Raw genomic sequence first — 20,464 nt, 5'->3', positions numbered from 1 at the left:
GAAGTTCGGAAATAACCACGTCCAACAAATTTAATATTGAAATTAAACACCACCAAAAATTCTATTGATAGATCTGAATCTCTTTTCCAGCATCATTTTTCAACATATAACCCCCTTTTACAGGGTCCAAAGTATGTGATGTCCAAAACTTTACTTGCCTTTCCTTTTTAAGCATTCCATTTGAATCGTCTGGTAAAGTAATAAACCCTTTAGCCTTCAAATAATCTACGTTAAATAGTCGTTGAATTGGAATAGCAATGTTATCATTCGCTCTAGCAAAAGTTAAGAGATTTGACTTTTCAAGCTTTGATGTGAACGTAATCTCAGCATAGGTAGAAAATTGTCCCTTTTGCGCACGGGTTAAGTTGTTTTCATCTATAAACAACGAGGCGTAAAGACCCTTCGGCTCACTTCCTCTTGTATCCACCACAATAAATCTATGGTACTTTACAACACCAACATTATTTTTCAATGTGTAGTCGGTGTTAACGATATCTGCAAAGCTACCTTTGATATACTTATAATTACTAATCGTCGTTAAATTCGTTCCCGTTGTACCTACCTCGCGCATTTCATTCAGATCACTGTACTTCCCTGCTTCCGTACCCTCGACATCCATATAACGCAGCAAAATGGCAGACACTTCGGCTCGCGTTGTTGGATCAGCAGGCTTCAATGAACCATCCTCAAATCCACCGACAATGCCTGTCCCGCGAACAAGTGCAAGATAAGGAATTTGCTCTGCACGAATCGTCCCCCGATTCACTTCAGGGGTAGGTAGAAGTGTATTTTTGGTATCGTCAAAAGCATCCTGGAAACTGGTTCCGGACTTGATCAGTCCGTTCGCAATCCATTTCATCATCTCATAGCGTGTCAGCTCGGCATTGGGATTAAATCCTTTGGGATAATCATTAGCGTTAATGAAGCCTTGGCCCACCAACTGTGTCACAGCTGATTCAGACCAATGTCCCTTGAGATCAGCAAAAGGATTCTCTCCTTGTACCTTTTCCAAGCTGGTTGCACGGCTGAGAAGTGTGGCATACTCACCACGGGTGATTTTGGCATTGGGGCGGAACGTACCATCCTGGTAGCCGGAAATTAGATTTTTATCATAGGCTTTGACAATGGTAACTTGTGCCCAGTGCCCTTTGATATCTTTGAACTTCGTAAGCGCAGAAGCCGTTGTGCCCGCTCCATTCGTGCTTGTAGCAGCATCCGCAGTAGACACCAGACCCACAGATCCATTAGTCAGCAGCGTTCCCGCCAGCAAAGCCGACGTCAACAATCCGACTATCAACACATTCCTTTTTGACTTACTACCCGCTAATCTCATCTGTTTCTTCAATCTACTCACTCTCCTATGTACCTTAGTATGGGGCAAACTTCCTGCTTCTTCAGCACTCGTACTACTCTTCAATCAAAAACCTAAATTTGTCATAATCATCAATATTCTACCATGCATTTTTAGGCTATTGGTATTATTTTTCAGCGATCCCCATCACCACAAGGCATGCAACCTCCCCTTCCAAAGACCCAATTCACCCCTAAAAACACAAAAAAAGGCCACGAATCCGCAGATTCATAGCCTTATGCTTTAAGGTGTCAGTCCTATTCAGTTAAAAAAATTGTAATCTATCTATCACAGAATAAACGATTCTGTTCCATTTGACCAGTCCTAAAATTCAAATCCAAGTAGGTTTCTATTAAAATTGCTAATCATATGCTCTGCAAATGGCGTCAACGATAACGCTCTGACCTCTTCCATAGTAAACCATTTTGCGCCCAGTGAATCCTCGCCATCCGGTTCCCTTTTGATCTCATAAGGCCGACTTTCGCTTGTCAAATATACATCGTATAGAATTCCAATATGGTGTAGCTCTTCCGGCTCGCCTTTGTACACCCACTCCAAAACATTCGATTCCGCAGAACGAATCACCAATTGTAGATCGGAAAGTCCCGTCTCCTCTTCAATCTCACGATGAAGGGCGGTCTCCGGTTGCTCACCAAATTCCAACCTTCCTCCAGGCAAATCCCATCTCCCCATATAGGCTCCTCTTGCTTTATGAACTAACAGGAATTTTTGCTCCCAAGTGACTAAACCGTATACTCCCATGTGTGTGTACCGATCCACTTAAAGGTTCTTCCTCTCGTCTGAAAGATGCCTAACTTGCTCTTCCAATCTACGAATACGCTTATTCATCTGATAGAACGATGGAGTAAATATCACTCCAACTATAATAATAATGACCCAGACACTCAAATCATCAGCCCCTATCTAAGAATCTCCTGACTCTAGCGATAACCGCACAATCAGTTCTTCACCCTCAATCAACAATGCGGTTAGTCCTTTGTTCGATCCAGATTGGTGATTCTCTCCGTTGGTCCAATATGCGGCTTCTCCCGCTCGCACAGCTACCCGTTCGCCTGTCTCACCTTCCACCCAACCTTCCCCTTCAAGCACCAGAAACACCTGCTCACCCACTGCTGGATGCAAACCTACACTTCCTCCTGCAGACAGTTTCAGTTGTGCTACGTGGCAATCTGTTGTGCTGCGGAGTATCGGTGTAATCTCTGCTCCCTCACTGCCATAAGCGGTGATGCCGCGACGGTCCTCTGGTTTGAGCCGATATATTTTCACTTCTTGTTCTCCTCTGCCACGGTATCCAGATCCAGAGCCAGACGGATCATATCGACGCAGCGAATACCATCTTCTATAATCTCTTCTTCATAATGTTTCACAAAGAAATCCCGATCGACCCCGATAATGCGAAAACCACAGCGTTGATATAGCTTCAATTGATGAAAACTTGAGTTGCCTGTCCCAATTTCTACCGTTCGACCACCGAGCCTGCGTGCTGCCTCTATTGCTTCTTTGATCATGTGTTTGCCAACACCCTGTCCCTGTAATTCTTCCTGAACGGCAATATTAACAATCTCAACCGTTTCTGGACGCGTCTTCAGCAAAACAAACTCTCCTACCATTTCTCCTTCATATTCAGCGATAAAGCAAACACCGCGACTTAAATATTCGTCAACTATAGCTTTGGACGGATCAGCCATTAATAAAAGTTCATAAGGTTTTTCTTCTTCCCAGTCCAAAATCCGGAACGACAATTTCACACCAATCTCCACCTTTTCCTCGTACATATTCATTTACGTCCCGTTTGCAGAAGCCTATGTATGGCTAGTCACCAAATATATAACAACCTTCCGTATATAAATGTTTTAGTCTGAATTCATATTTTTCTCTTTTTATATCTTCGGGTTACGCCGGAACGATTTTTATATTTTATTTCAACCATCTAGTTCACCAAATCTATTAGCTATTTACCGCTCCAGCCTGATTTTGATAATGACGAATCACCATGCCAGATGCTTTGTTCATGCCCTGTTTTTCATAGAACTCCTGGAGTTCGTTATCGCACAAAAGATCAATCATATAGAGATCACCCAGACGATTAAACATACGCTTGATGAGATCTGTTCCGATCCCGTTACCCTGATACTCTGGAAGCACTTCCAATAAGGGAATATATGCACTAAGAACTCCATCTGAAATCGCTTGAATAAAGCCCACCACATTTCCGGTTTCTTCATCAATAGCCAGTTCGACAGCATAGGATTTTTCCAGCAATTTCAGGAAAGTAGCCGTAGATGGAGGGTTTGGCCAACCTTCAAAAAAATTCCCGCTAAGTTGGTCGATACCTATTCCCTCAAGCGATTCACGAAATGTAATATCCATAATAGCAAGTCCACTCCTTTTAAAAAGTAAACTTCATTATATCATTAGCTTCATTCAAGTAGACTGTTATAAAAAAGCAACGTTCTATTCCTCACGTTATTCACCCGCACTTAAATGTTCATGGATTAATTTCCATTCTCCGTTGATGCCTGCAACAAATACATTGGTAGCCCGACCTTTTCCGGAAGCTGGTTCCCCTTGATACATTCCTTTCCAGTGATAGGTGTAAATACAGACCGCCTGCTCTTCGCCAGTCGTAATCCACATGACATCCTCTGCACGATATACCTCATCCTTGACTGTATCCCAAGCGTTTTCGAAATAAGCCCGAATTGCGTTAAGGGTAGTACAAGACGTTCCGGTAAACCAATATACGGCATCCGGTGATAACCATTTGCTTACCTCATCAAAATCATGTGTATTGGTCGCTGCAATGTATCCTTCAAGCGCATGCTGGTATCCCATCATTTCTTCCTCCTCATGAGCGTCTTAAATTATTTAACTTCACTCTGTTCAAGAACCGAATCGCTATACAACATAAACGTCTCTTTCAGTGTACGTCCAGTTGACTTCTCCCAGATCACACTACGCTCAAATGTACCTGCTTGAAAAAATCTCGGAAAACGTTCCGCAAACCAATCCTGCATAGGCAGTTCAAGCGCTTGACCTAAAGACACCCACAACAGTTCACCTTCAGGCGGCTCGCTCAAAAGCTTCCCCTCATAAGAAGTAGCCACATAGTTGAAAACCATATAACGCAATCCTTGCTCCGGATCACAAAATTCATCAAGACCTTTATATGTAATTTCTTTCACCACAAGTCCTGTTTCCTCTTTAACTTCTCGCATGGCACCATCCACAATACTTTCCGGAAAATCAACTTTCCCTCCAGGAGCAATATATCCGGGAAATCCTTTTTGATTGGGTCGATTCATTAATAGTACCTGGTCATTTTGTTTGTCCCATACCATACACATCGTTAAAATCTCAGTTCTAGTGTCCATGTTTTTCCTCCTAGTTGCCTTATACAAAACCTAATTCCTTGCAATTCACACATAGAATTATGCTTATATACTTCGTTGTACACTAACACTTCTGGTACATAGATAGATTCTCCTGCTTCAATCTCTATTCCGAATCTCTCTAAACTTTCCTGATTATCTGTAATGTCAATTTTGATATAAACGCATACGAAAGACGGACACCGGAAATTTCGGGGGCCCGCCTCTTTATGATGAATGCAATACTTTGCTTTTGAACTGAGTATCGAGTATGCGACAGTCAGCTCATGCCTGTAATTAACACCCGGCGCTCTTTCCACTCGGCACGGCGATAAGCCTGCAACAGACCAAATTTGCGAATACTTGCTTTCGGCACCGATTTGTAAGGCATAACAACTGTAAAGTCCTCATCAAACGGCACAAAAGACAATCCTACTTTCTCATTGGAAAGCCACTCGGCCATAATGGGCTGCCTTGAACAGGCATCGAAGGTAGAGCCCAGTCCATCCGCAAAAAAATCATAACGTGCAGCAGGTGTTCCGGGTTCCTCCATACAAAGAAAAAGGCTGAGCTGATCACAAAAAAGCATAATTTCCAAATCATGTTTCAGCCTAAGCTTCAACGCTTCACCACCACCAAGCTGCTGTTCCCAGTGTAACTGATGCTCCCGTTCATCGTTCAGATATTCCCTAATATCTTCATCATCATTTGCGTTAGCACCCAGGTTGTTTTGAAACAAATCTGTATACATCATACTGCACAACAACCCGGCGTACAGGTTTTTCTCCCGAACTTCTTCAATACCTTTACGGTAAAATACAAATCGTGGACGCAATGGAAAATCACGAAACGAATACGGTATCTGACTATAATCATTCCAGAATGGAGCAGAATCCAACTCAATCCATCCCCGATCATGCTCTTTTGCGGCAAAAATCAGATCTTCTCGATGCGCTTCATCAGTTAACAATTCCGTTTTCCAATGGGAAGCCATTTCTCCGGCTACTAGTCCATGCTCATGCTGTGCGGTCAAAACAAAATCATGCTCTCTCTCATATACGATCATTTGCTGTCACCCTTCCGCATGGTATACGTTGACTTTAACATAATTTGGTTTACAATTTCCTATAAGTTGCTTTTCATTCAACTTTCAGGGAATATACTAAGGAGTCAACAATGTAAAGGTGTTGTCAGTTCCCTGAAATTTGGTACACTATTGATTGTGCCAACATAACATTACATACAGAAAGCGGGATCTCATGAATTTATACTCTCCTTACACCGAGTTTAACCGCAAGGAATGGGCTGACTTAAAGAAATATCAGACCACTCTTCCACTAACGAAAGCAGAATTTGAACAGCTAAAGGGATTAAATGAAGAGGTATCCATTCAAGAAGTTGAGGATATTTATTTACCTCTTACCCACTTTATTGACTTATATGCAGGAGCTTCACGAGAACTGAATCGCTTAACGGCATCTTTTCTAAAAAAAGAAGCACATCACGCTCCCTACATTATCGGTATTGGGGGCAGTGTTGCCGTAGGCAAAAGTACAACTGCCCGCCTGCTTCAGGCTATGCTTGCAAGAGGGAAAGGAAATCCCAAGGTGGATCTGGTCACGACGGATGGTTTCCTGTATCCCAATGCCGTGCTGCAAGAGAAAGGCATCATGAACCGGAAGGGATTCCCGGAAAGCTACGATATCAAGTCACTGATTCAGTTCATGGGTGATGTCAAATCAGGCAAACCCGAAGTGATGGCTCCCGTATACTCCCATCTTGCCTACGACGTCATTGCAGGTGAAGAGAATGCCATATGTCAGCCGGATATCCTCATTATTGAAGGAATTAACGTGCTTCAGGTTAAAAAGGAAACCCCTCTGTTGGTCAGTGATTTTTTTGACTTCTCCATCTATATCGATGCGGAAGAGGAGCATATCCGTCACTGGTACATTGAGCGTTTCAAGCTGCTACGCAATACAGCGTTTCAGAATGAGAATTCCTTTTTCCACAGTCGTTTTGCCAATCTGGAAGAAGATGAAGCTGTTCATACAGCAAGTCAGATCTGGAAAGATATCAATGCCAAAAATCTGCACGAAAACATCCTTCCAACCAAAGGACGAGCCAGACTGATTCTGAAAAAGGAAGCGGACCATTCGATTCAGCGCATTCAATTGCGTAAGCTATAAGCGTCATAATGAGCAGAAACATTCTGCTTTATACTCATTAGAAAAGGAGACAAGATTACATGCAGACCTTGATTATACTTGGAAGTATCATGATGTTTCTTGCCGTTGCCCTTGGAGCATTCGGTGCACATGCGCTCAAACGCAGGTTGTCTGCTGACATGATCAAAATATACGAGACTGGCGTTCAGTATCACCTTGTTCACGGAATCGGAATCATCCTGCTCGGACTTCTCGCTGATCGACTGGAGCAGCCTTCTCTTGTGTTGCTCGCTGGATGGCTGCTATTCGCCGGCATCCTCTTGTTCTCGGGCAGTCTATATGCCCTAAGCGTAACTGGCGTTCGGAAACTGGGGGCAATCACACCCCTAGGCGGAGTAGCATTTTTGGTCGGTTGGATAATGTTATTAGTTGCCGCTTTGTAAAACCAATATCGTAAACTGAAAAGAGTGTTCTAGCTGATCTTAAAAATCGCTGGAGCACTCTCTTTATGTTTAACTTCGCCATATACGGCGAATGCTGTGTGTGACTTCAACCCCCTGCTGTTTTTCCAGGATATATACATCAGGATTAGATAGATTTTTCCACTCCTCGAATCCAAAGGATGCATCATGGCTACGAATGAGCAGTGATAACAGATTACCATGTGTAATCACTGCTCCGCTATGTTCAGGCCGGCTCCACAGCTCGTCCAACACCTCAAGGCCCCTGGCTGTCGCGAAACGAGAAGATTCACCACCTTCTTCCGTCCAGTCTTCGTCCGTGTATGTACGTTCAAGCACATCCATCCAGTTATCCAGATGAAGGGAACTTAGCACCCTTTCTTGAAGACGTTCATCCGTATGTATATGTTGCAGGACGGTTTTGCCCAGTGGCGCTGCGGTTTGAAGTGCCCTTTTCCACGGACTCGACACAATGTATTGTATAGGGTGCTCCGCCAACATCTCAGCGAGTTCTTCCGCCTGACGTAGTCCTTCATCCGTAAGCTGGGCATCCGGTTCTTGCCCTGTTGCTCTGGCATGACGAATGAGATAAATAGACTGCATCGCCCCTCACCTCCTGTTGATTCAACTTTCATTCAATGCTTCTCCAGATATTTAAGTGCAATTCGCATATTCTCCTGGTCTTCCGAACGACCAGATGAACTAAGAAAAGTAACTTTATCCTCTGTCCACAAGCCCTTTTGGTCTGCTAACCCAAGAAGCTGCTTCAAGCGTTTAACCGTTCCCGCACTGCCATCAATAATCTGAATATGATCAGGCAGAACCGTACGAAGAATGGATGTGTAGAACGGATAATGCGTGCAGCCAAGTACAACTGTACCGTATAAATCCAGATCAAGATCAGCCAGTTTGAGGCGGAAATACGCCGCAATCTTCTGTGGATCAAAGTCCAACTGCTCACACCACTCCACAAGTTCAGGCAATGGAATAGAATCGACACTGTGATGGTCATCCACTCGGGATACCAATTCATGATATTTCGTTTGGCTCAAGGTCAGGGCTGTAGCAAATACAAGCACTCTTTTGCCGCTTCTTCGATTCATTTCCACAGCGGGTTTCACAGCAGGCTCCATTCCGATAACGGGAATATCATACTTGGCACGCAAATCCTTCACGGTCAGACTGGTCGCTGTGTTGCAGGCAATCACAATCGCTTGCACATTTTCCTGAAAAATAGCCTCCACACAATTGAAGATATGTCCTCTAACCTCATCGGCTGACTTGGTCCCATAAGGAACATGCAGTGTATCAGCATAATACAGAAACGCTTCTTCAGGGAATTGACGCAAAGCCTTATGCAAGACGGTTAAACCACCGATTCCCGAGTCAAAAAATGCAATTTTCTTCTTCAAGGGTTTCACCTCTATAACGTATTCTTTCAGGTTCCTGGAACCTCTCATTCCTGCTCATGATGACTGGGAGGTGAGTTATGTTATTCTGGGTCATCACAGACGTTAACGTTTGACGACCTGCGGTGATCGTTTCGGTTACGGATCGTTCTTTCGATCGCTGTTGTCTCCAAATTGTCTTGATATATTTTATAAATGTGCAAATTCGGAGACAAAGGCGAATGCTACCGCTTCTTCAGAATCGATTCCGTTCCCTCCACAACCTTCGCTGTAAGTCATGCTCTAATGATGATGAGCCATTATTCTACCTTTATTTTATACTGCCTGATCCAGTCTTTTCCACTTTGCCAGTGTTCCACCGGATTACGCTCTCCGAGCAGCTCCGTACTTGCCTGAGCCATAAGCCATTCCTTAAGGCCATTATCTGCACTGGAATCCAGATGCTGAATCAGGACGTTCAGTCCCTCTTCACCCGTATCCAGAATCTGAGCATACGCCTCTGTATTAGCAGCAATATAGTCACCTGGATTACTTCTGGTCAGAATCTCAGTTTCATTCACGATTTGCTGAAGATTGCTATCAATCTTCCAGCTCACGTCATGAATTTCCGCCTGATTCGAGCATGCTACCAACATCCACACCGCAGACAGCATCACCGTGCCGCTTGCAATCCGTTTGCGAATCATGGAATCACTCCTGTCCTGTTCCAGAATCATCTCCCATTTTTCTTCCTGCTGTATGCTCATCCAGTTGAGTTAGACCAATGCAGCCAGCCTCGGTCTGAATCACTACGACAAATCTATGATCATAATTATACTCATCCCGATAGATATGGATATGCGCTACAATGACATATTACAAGTCCTTTTGTACAAAAGTCCTAATCACTGCTGCAACCCAACTTTACATTCCGGATTTCAACGCAGCGAATTGACACCCTTGATTTAATATGGTTAAAATCATCCTTTTATGATGTGGTCGTGATACTGAGATCCACACCAAACTGGATCAGTCCCAGCTTTCGGGCAACAGTCTGCGAAGCCATATTATCCCATGATGCACTATAGATTGGAATGCGCCCGCTCTCTTTAACATGATACTGCCAGCACTTTACAGCCTCTGCTGCATAACCCTGTCCTCTGAAATTAGGCGATGTATACAGACTCGCCTCAGCACCCTGTTTGGATATACGGGCTGAACAACATACAGCGATAGCCGATTCCTCAATAACATAAGCGGTAACGGGCATTTTTTCATGCACACGCTCTATTAAATCAGGAAAATGCTCTTCCAGCAAAAAAGAACGATGACTCTCTATAAGCTGAACATTTGGATGCCATTCGCCGCACTTCTCGGGAAATGCATAAGCCGGGCCCATCCATACACTCTTCACTGGCTTAAACGTCTCCACTCTCCGAATCAACTTCGCAATATCGAGCGAAAGATTAGCATCACAGCCTAGTTCCTCAATCAGAGTGAACGGCAACAGCTCATGATAGTAGGAACATTGCCCAACAGAAGTTATTCCAATAAATAAGGCTGGAGCCTGACCACCATCCGGTTCGTTAATACTTAACAGACGCTTCTGATTGTCCATCGTATACAATGTATTTGCCTGAATTTTCATCATATCCATGGGTGAAAGGTTTGAATTGGGATCCATAACTACGGTATGAACCTCTGTAATAATGGTTCGCCTACACTTCTTTTTCGAGTGTCATGCTGCTTTGGAAAAACAGTTATTGATCCTGACATCGTATACTTCCACATTGGCTATACCCCCTCATTAATTTCCATTATACGGTATATTTCGTGCAGATACGAATCCAATGTGCACAATTGCGTATGTGTAAATATACGAGAGGATTTTAAGATCCAGACAATGATACAATATCGCTTATTTATCCTGCAGCACGGCTTTTTTCCATGCATCTCCCAAATCAGCAACTGAAGCATAGCGACTCTCCCGCTCAGGGTCTACTGCTCGAATAACCACCTGGTACAACGCTTCTCCCGCATCCCATCTGGCATATGAACGATCCAACTCTCCACCCAGCAGCGAGAAAGCCATCGCTCCCATGTTGAACACATTCGTGACTCCATCAATTGGCGCACCCAACTCAAATTCCTCAGGAGACATAAACCGGGATGATCCCCACATCCGTCCCATCGTATTCGTGAAAGAGCCCTTTCGATACAAATCAATATCGCATATTTTCATCGTTTGTTTGTCAAAATCATAGATCAGACTGCCATCGTAAAAATCAACAGCCACATACCCTCTCCGCTGCACTTCGATGTGAAAATCCAAAATACGCTCCATCGCCTGAATGCGCATCTTTACCGGAAGCTGTCTGAATCGATAATAAGGGGAACGAGGGTCCTCATACTTGGCTGGTGGTGGAAAATCCCAATGGGCATGCAGACATTCTCCCTCCACCCAATCGAATACACAGGCGTAGCCATGTTCCGTTGCAAAATGGTCTTTTAAATGAATCAATGTGTCATGTGCCAAATCTTCGTATATGGAAACGGATGATTTCAAATAATGAATCGCTTCGTCAGGTGCACTTAAACTGTTCGCATGTATCGTGCGTGCTCCAGCATATTTCACGAATTTCCGCTTTCCGTCCTGACCCAGAACACCAAAGGACAAATTGCCGGAATCCTGCTGATCAAACACACGGAATACAGTACCCAGGCGCGCGATCCACTCGAATGAATGAGGTTCTTTTAACTCAAAAGAAATGCCGTCAAGTTCAAGCTGAACCGTGTCCGTCATAAGTAACCACCTTTATCAACATCCACAACGCTCTCATTCAAAAAATCAGTATAAAAGTAAGTCATATGCGCTTCATCGTAGCCTTTTCCCTGAACGACCAGCGCATTACGCTCAATGCCATAGGTTTCAAATCCATACTGCTCATACAATCGCCTTGCTGACTCGTTTGTGGTAACCACACTGAGATTGATTTGCTCTATGCCTTCCAATTCCCTGCCCCGATCCAACACTTCGCGGAGCAATCGGGAAGCAAGTCCACATCCACGATAAGACGGTGAAACATAGACTCCCCAGATGTAACCTTTGTGCCTCAGCTTTAGTCCATGTTCTCTTTTGAACCCCATTGTTCCTGTGAGAATGCCTTCTTCTGTATATGCACCCAGAATGTAATCATCGGGTTCGGTATGTATGCGTTCCTGCACTTCACTCATGGGAAGCTGAATCGACATTTCAAATGAAGCCCCGAAGGCTTCCGGATGATTTTTCAGCGCTTCCAGCCGCAAAGGCCAATACTGCTCTGCCTCATCTCTGCGTATATTGCGAAGGATGAACACGTTCTCCTTCCGACCTTCATTCATGCTTCCACCACTCCCTGCAAGTCATAAGGATAATCGATCTGGAGCTTCACATTATCTGCGGCTTCCTGGCCTGCAAGCAAACCTACAACATATACCCCAAGATCAATGGACGTCGCTACCCCGCCGGCTGTAATCACATTTCCGTCTTTCACAATCCGGGTTTGAATCACCTCGGCAACGTATGGCTCAAGCAGTTCATAGACATTGGGATGCGTCGTTGCTTTTTTACCTGTTAAAAACCCAGCTGCCCCCATCAGCAGAGAGCCTGTGCACACAGATACCTTCAGTGGAACATTCTCGGCCTGTCTCAGCCAGCCCACAAAAGCCTCATCGAATCGAAGCTTGCGCGTTCCCATGCCACCAGGCACAAAAACGAGATCATATTCCGCCAAATCAGGCTTCACCCGGTCCACCTTCAACGTTAGGCCTGATTCGTCCGTAACCTGATCTGTCATCGCACATGTTTCCCACGTCGTGCCTTTGGTTTGTTCAAAGAAATTCAACCGATTGATCACATCATAAAATCCTGCAAAATCAAGGAAAGTCAAACCATCAAACAAAACAAAAGCGATTTTCATATAAAAGCCCTCCATTATTTTTTATTTCGACGTATCCCGCTCCATGGCTTCTTTCACCCAATCACGTTCCGGTAGTTTACTATTGCCCTATTTCAGTCCACGCGCAATAATCCACTCCAGCCATTTCCAGGGAAGCAGCAGCTTACCGATGATAAGCAAACGCGAACCTTTACCCAGCGCATAACGGAGCCTTGGTGCACGCATCCGTGCAATGCGAGCAATCAGATCGGCCACTTCCTGCGGATCAGGTGCAGTATTCCCAGCATGCTGGGAATATCGAAGAACCGCGTCCAGCTTATCTTTATATGGAGAATGTTCGCTCCTGTGAATTTCACCCAAACCTTTACTCCATATGGGTGTACGATAAGCACCCGGCTCTACGAGCACAACCCGGACGCCGAACGAAGACATCTCATGACGCAAACTTTCCGTGAAACCTTCCACGGCGAATTTGGATGCAGCATACGGCGCATAACCTGGAAAACCGGACAATCCACTGACGCTGGACAAGTTGATGATCAATCCCTGCTTTTGCTCACGCATGACTGGCAGGACCGCACGTGTAACGGCAATCAAGCCGAACAGATTCGTTTCCATTTGCCGACGCCAATCATCCATGGATACTTCCTCAATAAATCCGCCAAGTGCAAATCCTGCATTGTTCACCAGCATATCGATCCGCCCATAGTTTTGAAGTACCGTCTGAACAGCCTCCTGCACCGAATCAGCATCCGTCACATCCAGCCGAATAACCTGTAACCGATCCGAGATGCCCGCCTGCTCCGCCAGCCTTACCAATTCCGCATTCCGACTCAAATCTCGCATCGTTGCAATAACACGATATCCTTGTTTAGCCAGCGTAACCGCCGTAAGCATACCGAACCCACTCGATGTACCCGTAATTAACGCAATAGGGACGCTTGAGTCGAACTCTTTCGATTTCCCCACGGTTAAACCTGTTTCGCCCTGTATAGGATCGTCCTCTGTCTGTATCTTCTGTTCTGTCATCTGCTTCACCTCTTCCCTCGATGGATTTAATGGATTTATCTTCGTTACCACTAACATCTCTACGCTTCACTCAAGTGTATTGTCTCTCCACTCGGCGCAGCTTCGTTATTCCCGGTTCAAACGTATAAGGAACGAATCGGATATCAGGTATTCTGCATTCCATCCGCTCTCCCAGCTTCGTCAGCTCCCGCTTCACACCAACTTCCACCTGCTGCATCCCTTCCCCTTCTCCAAGCCGAAGTGATACTTCCAACACCCCGTTACCTCGCTGTACGACCCGATAATGCTCAATAGCGGGAGAGGATGCAATCACCGCACGCGTAACAAAATCCGGAAATACAGGTACGGCTTTGCCCGATTGCCGATGTGGAAAATAAAGCGTGTCATCACAGCGGCCTTCGATCCGCTCTATGGCAGTGAATGGAGACCCACAGGCACAAGGAACGGCTGCCTCCGTCAGAATGTCGTTCAACCGATACCGGATAATAGGCTGTGTAGTTCTGGAGAAATCCGTGATTACAGGCACGAACCTCCGGGTCGCGGGATCAATGAACTCTTTTTCAATATGAACGATATCTTCATTCAAATGCAACGTGCCGAAGCGGCAGGTTGCGCCCAGAAATCCTTCCGTACACTGGTACACCTGATGAATCGTTTGCCCAAAAACACTCTCCAGCACCTTGCGATCCAGCGGGTCAAGTACTTCGGCAACCGAAATGATTTTGTCCGGTACAGTGGTCAATGCGCCTGACGTATAAGCGTCAGCCAACATTCTCAGCATGGAAGGCGGCGCTACCCATACGGTGGGTCGGTATGTTTCCATACGTTCAACCAAGGTATCGACACGCTCCAGCAGATCAAAATATTGAAATTGCAGATTACCCCGCTGCACCGATTCATACAAATTGCTGTTGGCCCGCAGGAAAAAGGCGATCTTGGCAGGCTTCCACAGTCCGCCAGGCAGGAGCTTAGCCAGCACCGTCCCTGTCCACGCATCTTGCTCCTGATCACTCACCAGAAACAGCCCCCGGTTGCCCGATGTGCCTGAGGACAAGCCTACCGTCACACCCTGAACGGATGGCTTGAAATCACGCGTTTCCTCGCTCTCCCCGGCGAGAGCCATCGCTTCGCCCTTGGAAATGCCCACCGTGTTGAGCCGATCGAAATGCTGCATCATGATCGTTTTGTCAATTAGGGGAAAGCTTCTCCAGTTGGATGCATCAACATCACCCCACCACTCCCGGTAAAAAGGCGACTTTTTACGAACCCGCTCCACTTGCCGAATGATCTGGCGTTCCTGCCAGCGTTCAAGCTGCGCTCGTGTTTTCCATTTTCTGAATCCCCGTGCAAGTGCATAATGATAGACAATACGCAGTGTGTTGCTCATATGTCCTCACCCACTGTACCCCAAGCATTCAGCGCTTCACGGCAATGACTGGGCACAATCCGAATCGCCGGAAACTGCTGATGCAACTGAACCAGTCTGTCAAAGTTTCTTCGATACGCCTGACGATCCGACATAATGATTCCAGCGAGTACATGAGGTCTGCGTTGTTCCTGAAAAGCACGACTCGACCACACTACGTCCGCACACAGAAAATAGTCATACAACTCCGTACTGAGCAAAATTCCCATCATGCCTTCCGCATGACCCGATACGTCAACACCCAGCAGACTGCCATCACCGAAAATATCGTATACCTCGGGAAAAGGAAAATCTTCACCCGCTCTCACCCATCGCTCTGGCTGCTTCGTAACAGGCATTGATCGCGCATCAAAGTCCTCTGGCAGCAGCCCGGACAGAAATCCTGCCTTTACAGCCGCAATGGGTCCAAGCGAACGCACAGCGTCATAGGCTCTTGGCAGATAGATCAATTGCGCCTGTGGAAAATCCCGCACACCTGCAATATGATCCCCATGAAAGTGTGAGAGGATGATGTACCGAATATCTGAAGCTTTCAGCCCTATACGAGCCAGAAAATGTACTGCACTGTCTTCTTCACGATATACCACAGGTGTAATATGACGATACAGCGCGTTTGGCAAGTGAGCGGTTTCCTTGAAAAAACGGGAGCTATATCCCGTGTCCAGCAGAATCGGACCATGTATAGGATGAATGATACACGCAAAGCCGGCTGGAAAGGCCACCGAACGCACACTTCCACCACGCAGCGTCAGAAACTCCGGATGTGTGCAGTAACCCGCTGCGCCCAGATGAAGTTTTACTGAAGTTGTTGTCAGCATGATTCAGCCCTCCACCAGTCTGCAAATTGTTGTAACCCCTCATCAATGGACAATCGAGGCACATACCCCAGCTTCTCACGGGCATCCGTAATATCCAGCGTCTGCGGGATAGATAACGAACCAACCGTATACCGCGTCAATTGAGGTTCACCTAACGCAGGAATCAAGCGATGTACACGTTCCAGCACTGCGGCTGCTCCGTATGCTGCTCGGTAGGGAATATTTCGACGGCGTAAAGGCATCTCCAGCTTTCCAAACAACGTGCTCACCAAATCCCGGAACGGTCTCGGATCTCCATTGGAAATATTGTAGGCACGACCCAGCACTTCTTTCTTGGCATCCCTGCATAACAACAGCGCATCCACCACGTTATCCACACAAGTCAGGTCAATGAGTGCCTGTCCGCCTCCGATCATAGGTACACCCGATTTGGCATTTGCTGCTACGATTCTGGGAAAAAGGGTCTGGTCATACGGACCAAAAATAGCTCTTGGACGAATCATGATCGATGGAAGACCCTTGGCATGAGCCTGTAAAACCACCTGCTCAGCGAGCCGTTTGGTCGCTGCATAATGATTAGCTGGTTTGGATGGCAAGGGGTCGTTCTCATGTATGTCATATCGCGGACTGTAGTTAAAATATATGCTCGGGGTTGATACGTGAATGAAGCGCTGTACGCCACCTTTCATACTACGGTCCACCAAATGCTGTGTCCCCTCCACATTGCTGCTGTAAAAATCCCGATATTTGCCCCATGGCGACGATAACGCTGCACAGTGAAACACAACATCCTGACCCGAACAGACCTCATTCACCGCAGCCTGATCCCGTATATCTCCGTTATAAAATCGAATGCCTTCTGCCTCAAGCTGTGCCCCGTGCTTTGGCTGGCGTCCCATACCCGTAACTTCCCAGCCTTGCTCCGCAAGCCGTATCGCCAGATGTCTGCCCAGACATCCGGTTGCTCCTGTAACCAAAGCTCTATTCATCGTTGTTCACCGTTCCATTCTATGTCGTGAGTCAAAGCTTCAGTCAGCGAAAACTTATGTTTCCTTGCCAGCCGCCAGGCGGAGAGTACAACCGCAAATTGCTCAAACAAAGGTTTTACATCGTGTCTCATATACACCACATCCCTCGTTCCTCGCCAGGCTGTCATCCATGTCCGCAGGCTGCCCTTCCCAAAGAGCTGCTGCAATCCACTTCCCAGCATCGGAAGCATCAACATCGCTTTACTTCCTTGCTGGGGGATGATCACTTTTGCCGCTTCCACCAGTTCATCAGGTGCAATTAAAGCACGTACCAAGCCATCACCAGGGTAAAACAAATGGATGCCACTGGTCGCCCTCGGATTACACTCAATGGCATACACTTGTCCGTCCTCTGTTTCGATAAAATCAAACCCAACCTGCCCGCTAAACCCTGTCGCCTGTACAAATTGCCTTACCCACTCGTAAATCTCTTCATGCTCCACATGTTCAAAAAAAACACTCGCTCCTACGCTGCCCGTTCGATAGCGACTGTCGTAGGTCGTATGTGCAACGATTGTCCCTTCATAAGCTACGCTGTATGTACATAACATTTGCCCGGCAACATAAGCCTGTGCAACCCAAGGGGAAGCTGAGGATATTTCCGTGTCACCAGGAGGATCATTCTGTAAACGGTGCTGCTTCATTTTACCTTCGTATATCTTCTGATCAGGTTCAAGTGCGCCTTCATCCAAATTTGCTGTAGAGGATATCGGCATACGAACTCTGGCAGCAAAGCGGGAGTATACGGGCTTCCATACCCATTTCCCCTCTATTTCCAGAACAGCCTGCGCTTTCATCCATTCCTGCCGACTGTTGATCAGACAGGTATCCGGAACCGAAAGACCAAGCGAATTTGCAAGCTGGATAAAATGATATTTATGATGCAATTCATGCAGCTGCTCTATAGGCGAAACAAGTACACGGCAGTGATTACGCAGCCTCTCTGCTCCTTGAGCGATATAAAAAACTTCTTCACACATTGGAATCAACAAGTCGATCTGCCAGGTTTGAACCAGACTCTCCATCTCTAACAAGTAATTCTCTGTTTCATGACGTGGAGATGGAACCATGAAGCACTGCTCCACCGCACTGGACAATCTGCATAAATGACTCCTCACGCTCTCCGCGACGTAAACCCGGTGACCCGCATGATGAAACATACGCGCCAGCTCGAGGGTTACCGGGGCCCGACCGCCTGTGAGTAACACATTTAAGGATTCTGATGTTTGATGTCCATTCTTCGTGAATCTAGTAGTCAAAAATGAGTCCTCCCAGTGACAATCCGGCGGCTGTTCCGATCATCAGCACCCGATCTCCCCGCTGAATACGCTGCTGCTTGATCGCTTCATGCAGCCCCATCGGAATGGAAGCGGCAATGGTATTGCCGTGATTTCGTGTAATGTCCATAAAACGTTCCTCTTCGATTCCCAGCTTTTTGCGGATCAGCCTCATCGCCATGGCACTTCCCTGATGTGGAATCACCAATTGGAAATCCTTCATCTGATCACCGGTGGCCTGCAACATATCGTCAATAAATGCTGGCAACAATCTGGATGCCATACGGAAGATAGCCTGTCCATCCATTTGAAAAAGATAGGGTTCAGGCTGCTCTGCCACATAATTCGAGGCATGCAGACGAGTGCCCCCACCGGCAATTTCCGAAAACCGCGCGCCTCGGCTATACGTTTTTAGTGAGGCATGTACAATCTGCGAAGATTCTCCTTCAGCGGAGCGTTCAATAATGACAGCAGCAGCTCCATCACCGAACAGGGCAGCACTTTCCTTGTTTGACCAATTCAATCCCTTCGAAGCGATCTCCGTAGCTACAAGCAGCACCCTTTTATAACGCCCGGCATCCACCATATAGGAGATAACATCCAACCCGTTCAGAAAACTCAAGCAGGTCGCATCCATGTCAAAGGCCGGCACACCCGAATCCTGCTGCCCCATCGCCTGTTGAATGAATACCGCCGTACTGGGTAAAGGTTGTTCCTTCGTACCGCTTGTACACACCAGACAGTCTATATCTGCGAACGTCAATCCCGCATCCGCAAGTGCGGCTTCGGCAGCCCTCGCCCCCATGAAGGAAGAGGTCTCTACACCCGTAGCGTAATGACGCACACCTACACCTGTTGCTTTGCTGACCCATCCCGCAGGCACCTGCAAACGGCGATCCAACTCTTCGTCGGTTACTTCCTGTTCAGGCAAATACTTGCCTGTCCCAACAATTCTCACTCTTCTAAGCTGCATATGACCTACCTCTTTCTCTTCTTCTGACTGAATATAAGTTCAACTAATAAATAATTACACTAACACTCGGATGACAGAACAACCTTTCGCTCGCTGTTATCGTGTAGATGTTTAGTCGATATATCTAATTGAAATTACACTTCACCCCGCCTGGCTAAACGCATGACGAAGTGAAGAAAATACAGCAGAAGGGCAGATATCTCTGCCCCTCCCGTTGTGCTATCTTTTTTATTCAGTCATGTTGATTCATTTCCTTACTTCAAAATCTCGGCCAGTGCAAGATCAAGCGTATCATATCTGAATGTAAATCCTTCTCTCTCCAGCCTTTCGGGAATAACCCAGCGACTTTTGAGAACCAGTTCTGTTTCGGTCCGGATGAATCGTGCTCCCAGTTCCAGCATCCAGCGAGGTGAAGGAAGTCCAATCCGAACTCCCATCTGCCGCCGTAGACTCTCCATAAGCTGGCGGTTCGTGACAGGATGCGGAGAGGAAGCATTAAATACCCCTTCCAGATGCGGGTGCCGCTGAACATAGATCACCATGCGGAACAAATCTTCTATATGAATCCAGCTAAACTGCTGGCTTCCAGGTCCTTGTGATCCACCCAGCCCAAAGCGGACCAGATTGGTCAGTGGCTCCATGACGCCACCTTCTCCCAGCACAATAGCAATCCGTAATGCAATCTGACGTGTAGACGGCAGACTGAATTCAAAAAAAGCCTTTTCCCACGCCTTGGCGACATCCACCGAGAACCCGGAGCCAATCTCGCCCTCTTTCTCCGTCATGGGGCGATCTTCTGCATGTCTATATATCGTGGCCGTGCTCGAATTAATCCATAATTCGGGAGGAATGCTACAAGCCAGAACAGACTCGCCCAAAATGCGGGTTGTGCGTGTTCTGGATTCCAGAATGACTTTGCGGTTCTCGTCCGTGTAACGGCAGTTTACGGATTTTCCGGCCAGGTTAATCAGCAATTCTGCACCTTCAAGTGCCTGTATAATTCCAGCCTGGTTATCCCAGGCAATATGACCGGGCTGGCGTGAGATAATGATCACCTCATAACCAAGTTCCTTGAATCTGTGGGCAAAATCCTGACCAACAAACCCTGTTCCACCCGCCAACACAACCTTTTTCACGGTATCCCCTCATTTCCCCATACTGGGTAAAGCAAGTACGCTATATATGAACTAACACCGTCTGTGACCGTTTTGTTTA

Annotated in this window: 24 protein-coding genes; 2 read left to right on the top strand and 22 right to left on the bottom strand. The window is 46.5% G+C overall.

The window, feature by feature from the left end; all coding sequences use genetic code 11:
- Nucleotides 1-61 precede the first annotated feature (61 nt).
- From DC345_RS01435 to DC345_RS01400, 8 genes are all read right to left on the bottom strand, one after another.
- Complete coding sequence (locus DC345_RS01435) at nt 62-1,345, bottom strand: S-layer homology domain-containing protein (RefSeq protein ID WP_113051595.1); 1,284 nt, start codon at nt 1,343-1,345, stop codon at nt 62-64.
- Between the two features lie 330 nt (nt 1,346-1,675).
- Nucleotides 1,676-2,113: an NUDIX domain-containing protein gene (locus tag DC345_RS01430; RefSeq protein WP_258530452.1), complete on the bottom strand. Its 438-nt coding sequence runs from the start codon at nt 2,111-2,113 to the stop codon at nt 1,676-1,678.
- A 162-nt stretch (nt 2,114-2,275) separates the two neighbouring features.
- Complete coding sequence (locus tag DC345_RS01425) at nt 2,276-2,638, bottom strand: cupin domain-containing protein (RefSeq protein WP_181586436.1); 363 nt, start codon at nt 2,636-2,638, stop codon at nt 2,276-2,278.
- Complete coding sequence (locus tag DC345_RS01420) at nt 2,635-3,153, bottom strand: GNAT family N-acetyltransferase (RefSeq protein WP_062320254.1); 519 nt, start codon at nt 3,151-3,153, stop codon at nt 2,635-2,637. Before DC345_RS01420 ends, DC345_RS01425 begins: the two co-directional genes overlap by 4 nt.
- 166 nt (nt 3,154-3,319) lie before the next feature.
- Nucleotides 3,320-3,742 carry a GNAT family N-acetyltransferase gene (locus tag DC345_RS01415; RefSeq protein WP_309304305.1) on the bottom strand — a complete coding sequence of 141 codons (423 nt, stop codon included), beginning with the start codon at nt 3,740-3,742 and terminating at the stop codon, nt 3,320-3,322.
- A 96-nt stretch (nt 3,743-3,838) separates the two neighbouring features.
- Complete coding sequence (locus DC345_RS01410; RefSeq protein ID WP_113051592.1) at nt 3,839-4,207, bottom strand: YybH family protein; 369 nt, start codon at nt 4,205-4,207, stop codon at nt 3,839-3,841.
- 29 nt (nt 4,208-4,236) lie between these two features.
- Entirely contained in the window at nt 4,237-4,746 is a 510-nt protein-coding gene (locus tag DC345_RS01405) for an 8-oxo-dGTP diphosphatase (RefSeq protein WP_113051591.1), read from the bottom strand.
- Nucleotides 4,747-5,023: 277 nt separating this feature from the next.
- Nucleotides 5,024-5,809: a DUF3891 family protein gene (locus tag DC345_RS01400; protein ID WP_113051590.1), complete on the bottom strand. Its 786-nt coding sequence runs from the start codon at nt 5,807-5,809 to the stop codon at nt 5,024-5,026.
- Between the two features lie 193 nt (nt 5,810-6,002).
- On the opposite strand from DC345_RS01400, the gene coaA reads away from it, so the two are divergent.
- Together coaA and DC345_RS01390 are read left to right on the top strand one after the other, a co-directional pair.
- Nucleotides 6,003-6,932 carry a type I pantothenate kinase gene (gene coaA / locus DC345_RS01395; protein ID WP_113051589.1) on the top strand — a complete coding sequence of 310 codons (930 nt, stop codon included), beginning with the start codon at nt 6,003-6,005 and terminating at the stop codon, nt 6,930-6,932.
- A gap of 59 nt (nt 6,933-6,991) precedes the next feature.
- A complete protein-coding gene (locus tag DC345_RS01390) occupies nt 6,992-7,354 on the top strand; it encodes a DUF423 domain-containing protein (RefSeq protein ID WP_113051588.1) in 363 nt (120 codons plus the stop codon).
- 69 nt (nt 7,355-7,423) lie between these two features.
- Here the strand turns inward: DC345_RS01390 and DC345_RS01385 are convergent, their stop codons facing one another.
- From DC345_RS01385 to DC345_RS01320, 14 genes are all read right to left on the bottom strand, one after another.
- On the bottom strand, nt 7,424-7,975 hold the full coding sequence (locus tag DC345_RS01385) for a histidine phosphatase family protein (protein WP_113051587.1): 552 nt from the start codon (nt 7,973-7,975) through the stop codon (nt 7,424-7,426).
- Nucleotides 7,976-8,007: 32 nt separating this feature from the next.
- Nucleotides 8,008-8,832, bottom strand: coding sequence for a glutamate racemase (gene murI, locus DC345_RS01380; protein WP_113051586.1), 825 nt, complete (start codon nt 8,830-8,832; stop codon nt 8,008-8,010).
- 248 nt (nt 8,833-9,080) lie between these two features.
- The gene (locus DC345_RS01375; protein WP_146752092.1) at nt 9,081-9,527 is read right to left on the bottom strand and encodes a hypothetical protein; all 447 of its coding nucleotides are present in this window, start codon (nt 9,525-9,527) and stop codon (nt 9,081-9,083) included.
- A gap of 221 nt (nt 9,528-9,748) precedes the next feature.
- Nucleotides 9,749-10,417 carry a GNAT family N-acetyltransferase gene (locus DC345_RS01370; protein ID WP_181586435.1) on the bottom strand — a complete coding sequence of 223 codons (669 nt, stop codon included), beginning with the start codon at nt 10,415-10,417 and terminating at the stop codon, nt 9,749-9,751.
- 261 nt (nt 10,418-10,678) lie between these two features.
- Nucleotides 10,679-11,563, bottom strand: coding sequence for a serine/threonine-protein kinase (locus DC345_RS01365; protein ID WP_113051583.1), 885 nt, complete (start codon nt 11,561-11,563; stop codon nt 10,679-10,681).
- Entirely contained in the window at nt 11,560-12,141 is a 582-nt protein-coding gene (locus DC345_RS01360) for a GNAT family N-acetyltransferase (RefSeq protein WP_113051582.1), read from the bottom strand. Before DC345_RS01360 ends, DC345_RS01365 begins: the two co-directional genes overlap by 4 nt.
- Nucleotides 12,138-12,719 (bottom strand): DJ-1/PfpI family protein, encoded by a 582-nt coding sequence (locus DC345_RS01355; RefSeq protein WP_113051581.1) that lies wholly within the window; start codon nt 12,717-12,719, stop codon nt 12,138-12,140. The genes DC345_RS01360 and DC345_RS01355 overlap by 4 nt, the downstream gene beginning before the upstream one ends.
- Nucleotides 12,720-12,806: 87 nt before the next feature.
- Nucleotides 12,807-13,727: an SDR family oxidoreductase gene (locus DC345_RS01350; protein WP_113051580.1), complete on the bottom strand. Its 921-nt coding sequence runs from the start codon at nt 13,725-13,727 to the stop codon at nt 12,807-12,809.
- Nucleotides 13,728-13,797: 70 nt separating this feature from the next.
- Nucleotides 13,798-15,114 (bottom strand): F390 synthetase-related protein, encoded by a 1,317-nt coding sequence (locus tag DC345_RS01345; protein ID WP_113051579.1) that lies wholly within the window; start codon nt 15,112-15,114, stop codon nt 13,798-13,800.
- The gene (locus DC345_RS01340; RefSeq protein WP_113051578.1) at nt 15,111-15,971 is read right to left on the bottom strand and encodes an MBL fold metallo-hydrolase; all 861 of its coding nucleotides are present in this window, start codon (nt 15,969-15,971) and stop codon (nt 15,111-15,113) included. The genes DC345_RS01345 and DC345_RS01340 overlap by 4 nt, the downstream gene beginning before the upstream one ends.
- On the bottom strand, nt 15,965-16,960 hold the full coding sequence (locus DC345_RS01335; RefSeq protein ID WP_113051577.1) for an NAD-dependent epimerase/dehydratase family protein: 996 nt from the start codon (nt 16,958-16,960) through the stop codon (nt 15,965-15,967). Before DC345_RS01335 ends, DC345_RS01340 begins: the two co-directional genes overlap by 7 nt.
- Nucleotides 16,957-18,258 carry an ATP-grasp domain-containing protein gene (locus tag DC345_RS01330; protein ID WP_258530427.1) on the bottom strand — a complete coding sequence of 434 codons (1,302 nt, stop codon included), beginning with the start codon at nt 18,256-18,258 and terminating at the stop codon, nt 16,957-16,959. Before DC345_RS01330 ends, DC345_RS01335 begins: the two co-directional genes overlap by 4 nt.
- Nucleotides 18,248-19,249 carry a beta-ketoacyl-ACP synthase III gene (locus DC345_RS01325; protein WP_113051576.1) on the bottom strand — a complete coding sequence of 334 codons (1,002 nt, stop codon included), beginning with the start codon at nt 19,247-19,249 and terminating at the stop codon, nt 18,248-18,250. Before DC345_RS01325 ends, DC345_RS01330 begins: the two co-directional genes overlap by 11 nt.
- Before the next feature lie 254 nt (nt 19,250-19,503).
- Nucleotides 19,504-20,385 (bottom strand): TIGR01777 family oxidoreductase, encoded by an 882-nt coding sequence (locus tag DC345_RS01320; protein WP_113051575.1) that lies wholly within the window; start codon nt 20,383-20,385, stop codon nt 19,504-19,506.
- Nucleotides 20,386-20,464 lie beyond the last annotated feature (79 nt).

This window comes from Paenibacillus taichungensis (genome assembly GCF_003287275.1).
GTDB classification, from domain to species: Bacteria; Bacillota; Bacilli; order Paenibacillales; family Paenibacillaceae; genus Paenibacillus; species Paenibacillus taichungensis_A.
This window is presented reverse-complemented; position numbering and strand designations above follow the sequence as displayed.

What these genes read in the sequence shown, in the direction of transcription:
- DC345_RS01430 (WP_258530452.1), bottom strand. Translation starts at nt 2,113, where the DNA reads ATGGGAGTATACGGTTTAGTCACTTGGGAGCAAAAATTCCTGTTAGTT.
- DC345_RS01420 (WP_062320254.1), bottom strand. Translation starts at nt 3,153, where the DNA reads ATGAATATGTACGAGGAAAAGGTGGAGATTGGTGTGAAATTGTCGTTC.
- DC345_RS01415 (WP_309304305.1), bottom strand. Translation starts at nt 3,742, where the DNA reads ATGGATATTACATTTCGTGAATCGCTTGAGGGAATAGGTATCGACCAA.
- DC345_RS01410 (WP_113051592.1), bottom strand. Translation starts at nt 4,207, where the DNA reads ATGGGATACCAGCATGCGCTTGAAGGATACATTGCAGCGACCAATACA.
- DC345_RS01405 (WP_113051591.1), bottom strand. Translation starts at nt 4,746, where the DNA reads ATGGACACTAGAACTGAGATTTTAACGATGTGTATGGTATGGGACAAA.
- DC345_RS01400 (WP_113051590.1), bottom strand. Translation starts at nt 5,809, where the DNA reads ATGATCGTATATGAGAGAGAGCATGATTTTGTTTTGACCGCACAGCAT.
- coaA (WP_113051589.1), top strand. Translation starts at nt 6,003, where the DNA reads ATGAATTTATACTCTCCTTACACCGAGTTTAACCGCAAGGAATGGGCT.
- DC345_RS01390 (WP_113051588.1), top strand. Translation starts at nt 6,992, where the DNA reads ATGCAGACCTTGATTATACTTGGAAGTATCATGATGTTTCTTGCCGTT.
- DC345_RS01385 (WP_113051587.1), bottom strand. Translation starts at nt 7,975, where the DNA reads ATGCAGTCTATTTATCTCATTCGTCATGCCAGAGCAACAGGGCAAGAA.
- murI (WP_113051586.1), bottom strand. Translation starts at nt 8,832, where the DNA reads ATGAGAGGTTCCAGGAACCTGAAAGAATACGTTATAGAGGTGAAACCC.
- DC345_RS01375 (WP_146752092.1), bottom strand. Translation starts at nt 9,527, where the DNA reads ATGAGCATACAGCAGGAAGAAAAATGGGAGATGATTCTGGAACAGGAC.
- DC345_RS01370 (WP_181586435.1), bottom strand. Translation starts at nt 10,417, where the DNA reads ATGGATATGATGAAAATTCAGGCAAATACATTGTATACGATGGACAAT.
- DC345_RS01365 (WP_113051583.1), bottom strand. Translation starts at nt 11,563, where the DNA reads ATGACGGACACGGTTCAGCTTGAACTTGACGGCATTTCTTTTGAGTTA.
- DC345_RS01360 (WP_113051582.1), bottom strand. Translation starts at nt 12,141, where the DNA reads ATGAATGAAGGTCGGAAGGAGAACGTGTTCATCCTTCGCAATATACGC.
- DC345_RS01355 (WP_113051581.1), bottom strand. Translation starts at nt 12,719, where the DNA reads ATGAAAATCGCTTTTGTTTTGTTTGATGGTTTGACTTTCCTTGATTTT.
- DC345_RS01350 (WP_113051580.1), bottom strand. Translation starts at nt 13,727, where the DNA reads ATGACAGAACAGAAGATACAGACAGAGGACGATCCTATACAGGGCGAA.
- DC345_RS01345 (WP_113051579.1), bottom strand. Translation starts at nt 15,114, where the DNA reads ATGAGCAACACACTGCGTATTGTCTATCATTATGCACTTGCACGGGGA.
- DC345_RS01340 (WP_113051578.1), bottom strand. Translation starts at nt 15,971, where the DNA reads ATGCTGACAACAACTTCAGTAAAACTTCATCTGGGCGCAGCGGGTTAC.
- DC345_RS01335 (WP_113051577.1), bottom strand. Translation starts at nt 16,960, where the DNA reads ATGAATAGAGCTTTGGTTACAGGAGCAACCGGATGTCTGGGCAGACAT.
- DC345_RS01325 (WP_113051576.1), bottom strand. Translation starts at nt 19,249, where the DNA reads ATGCAGCTTAGAAGAGTGAGAATTGTTGGGACAGGCAAGTATTTGCCT.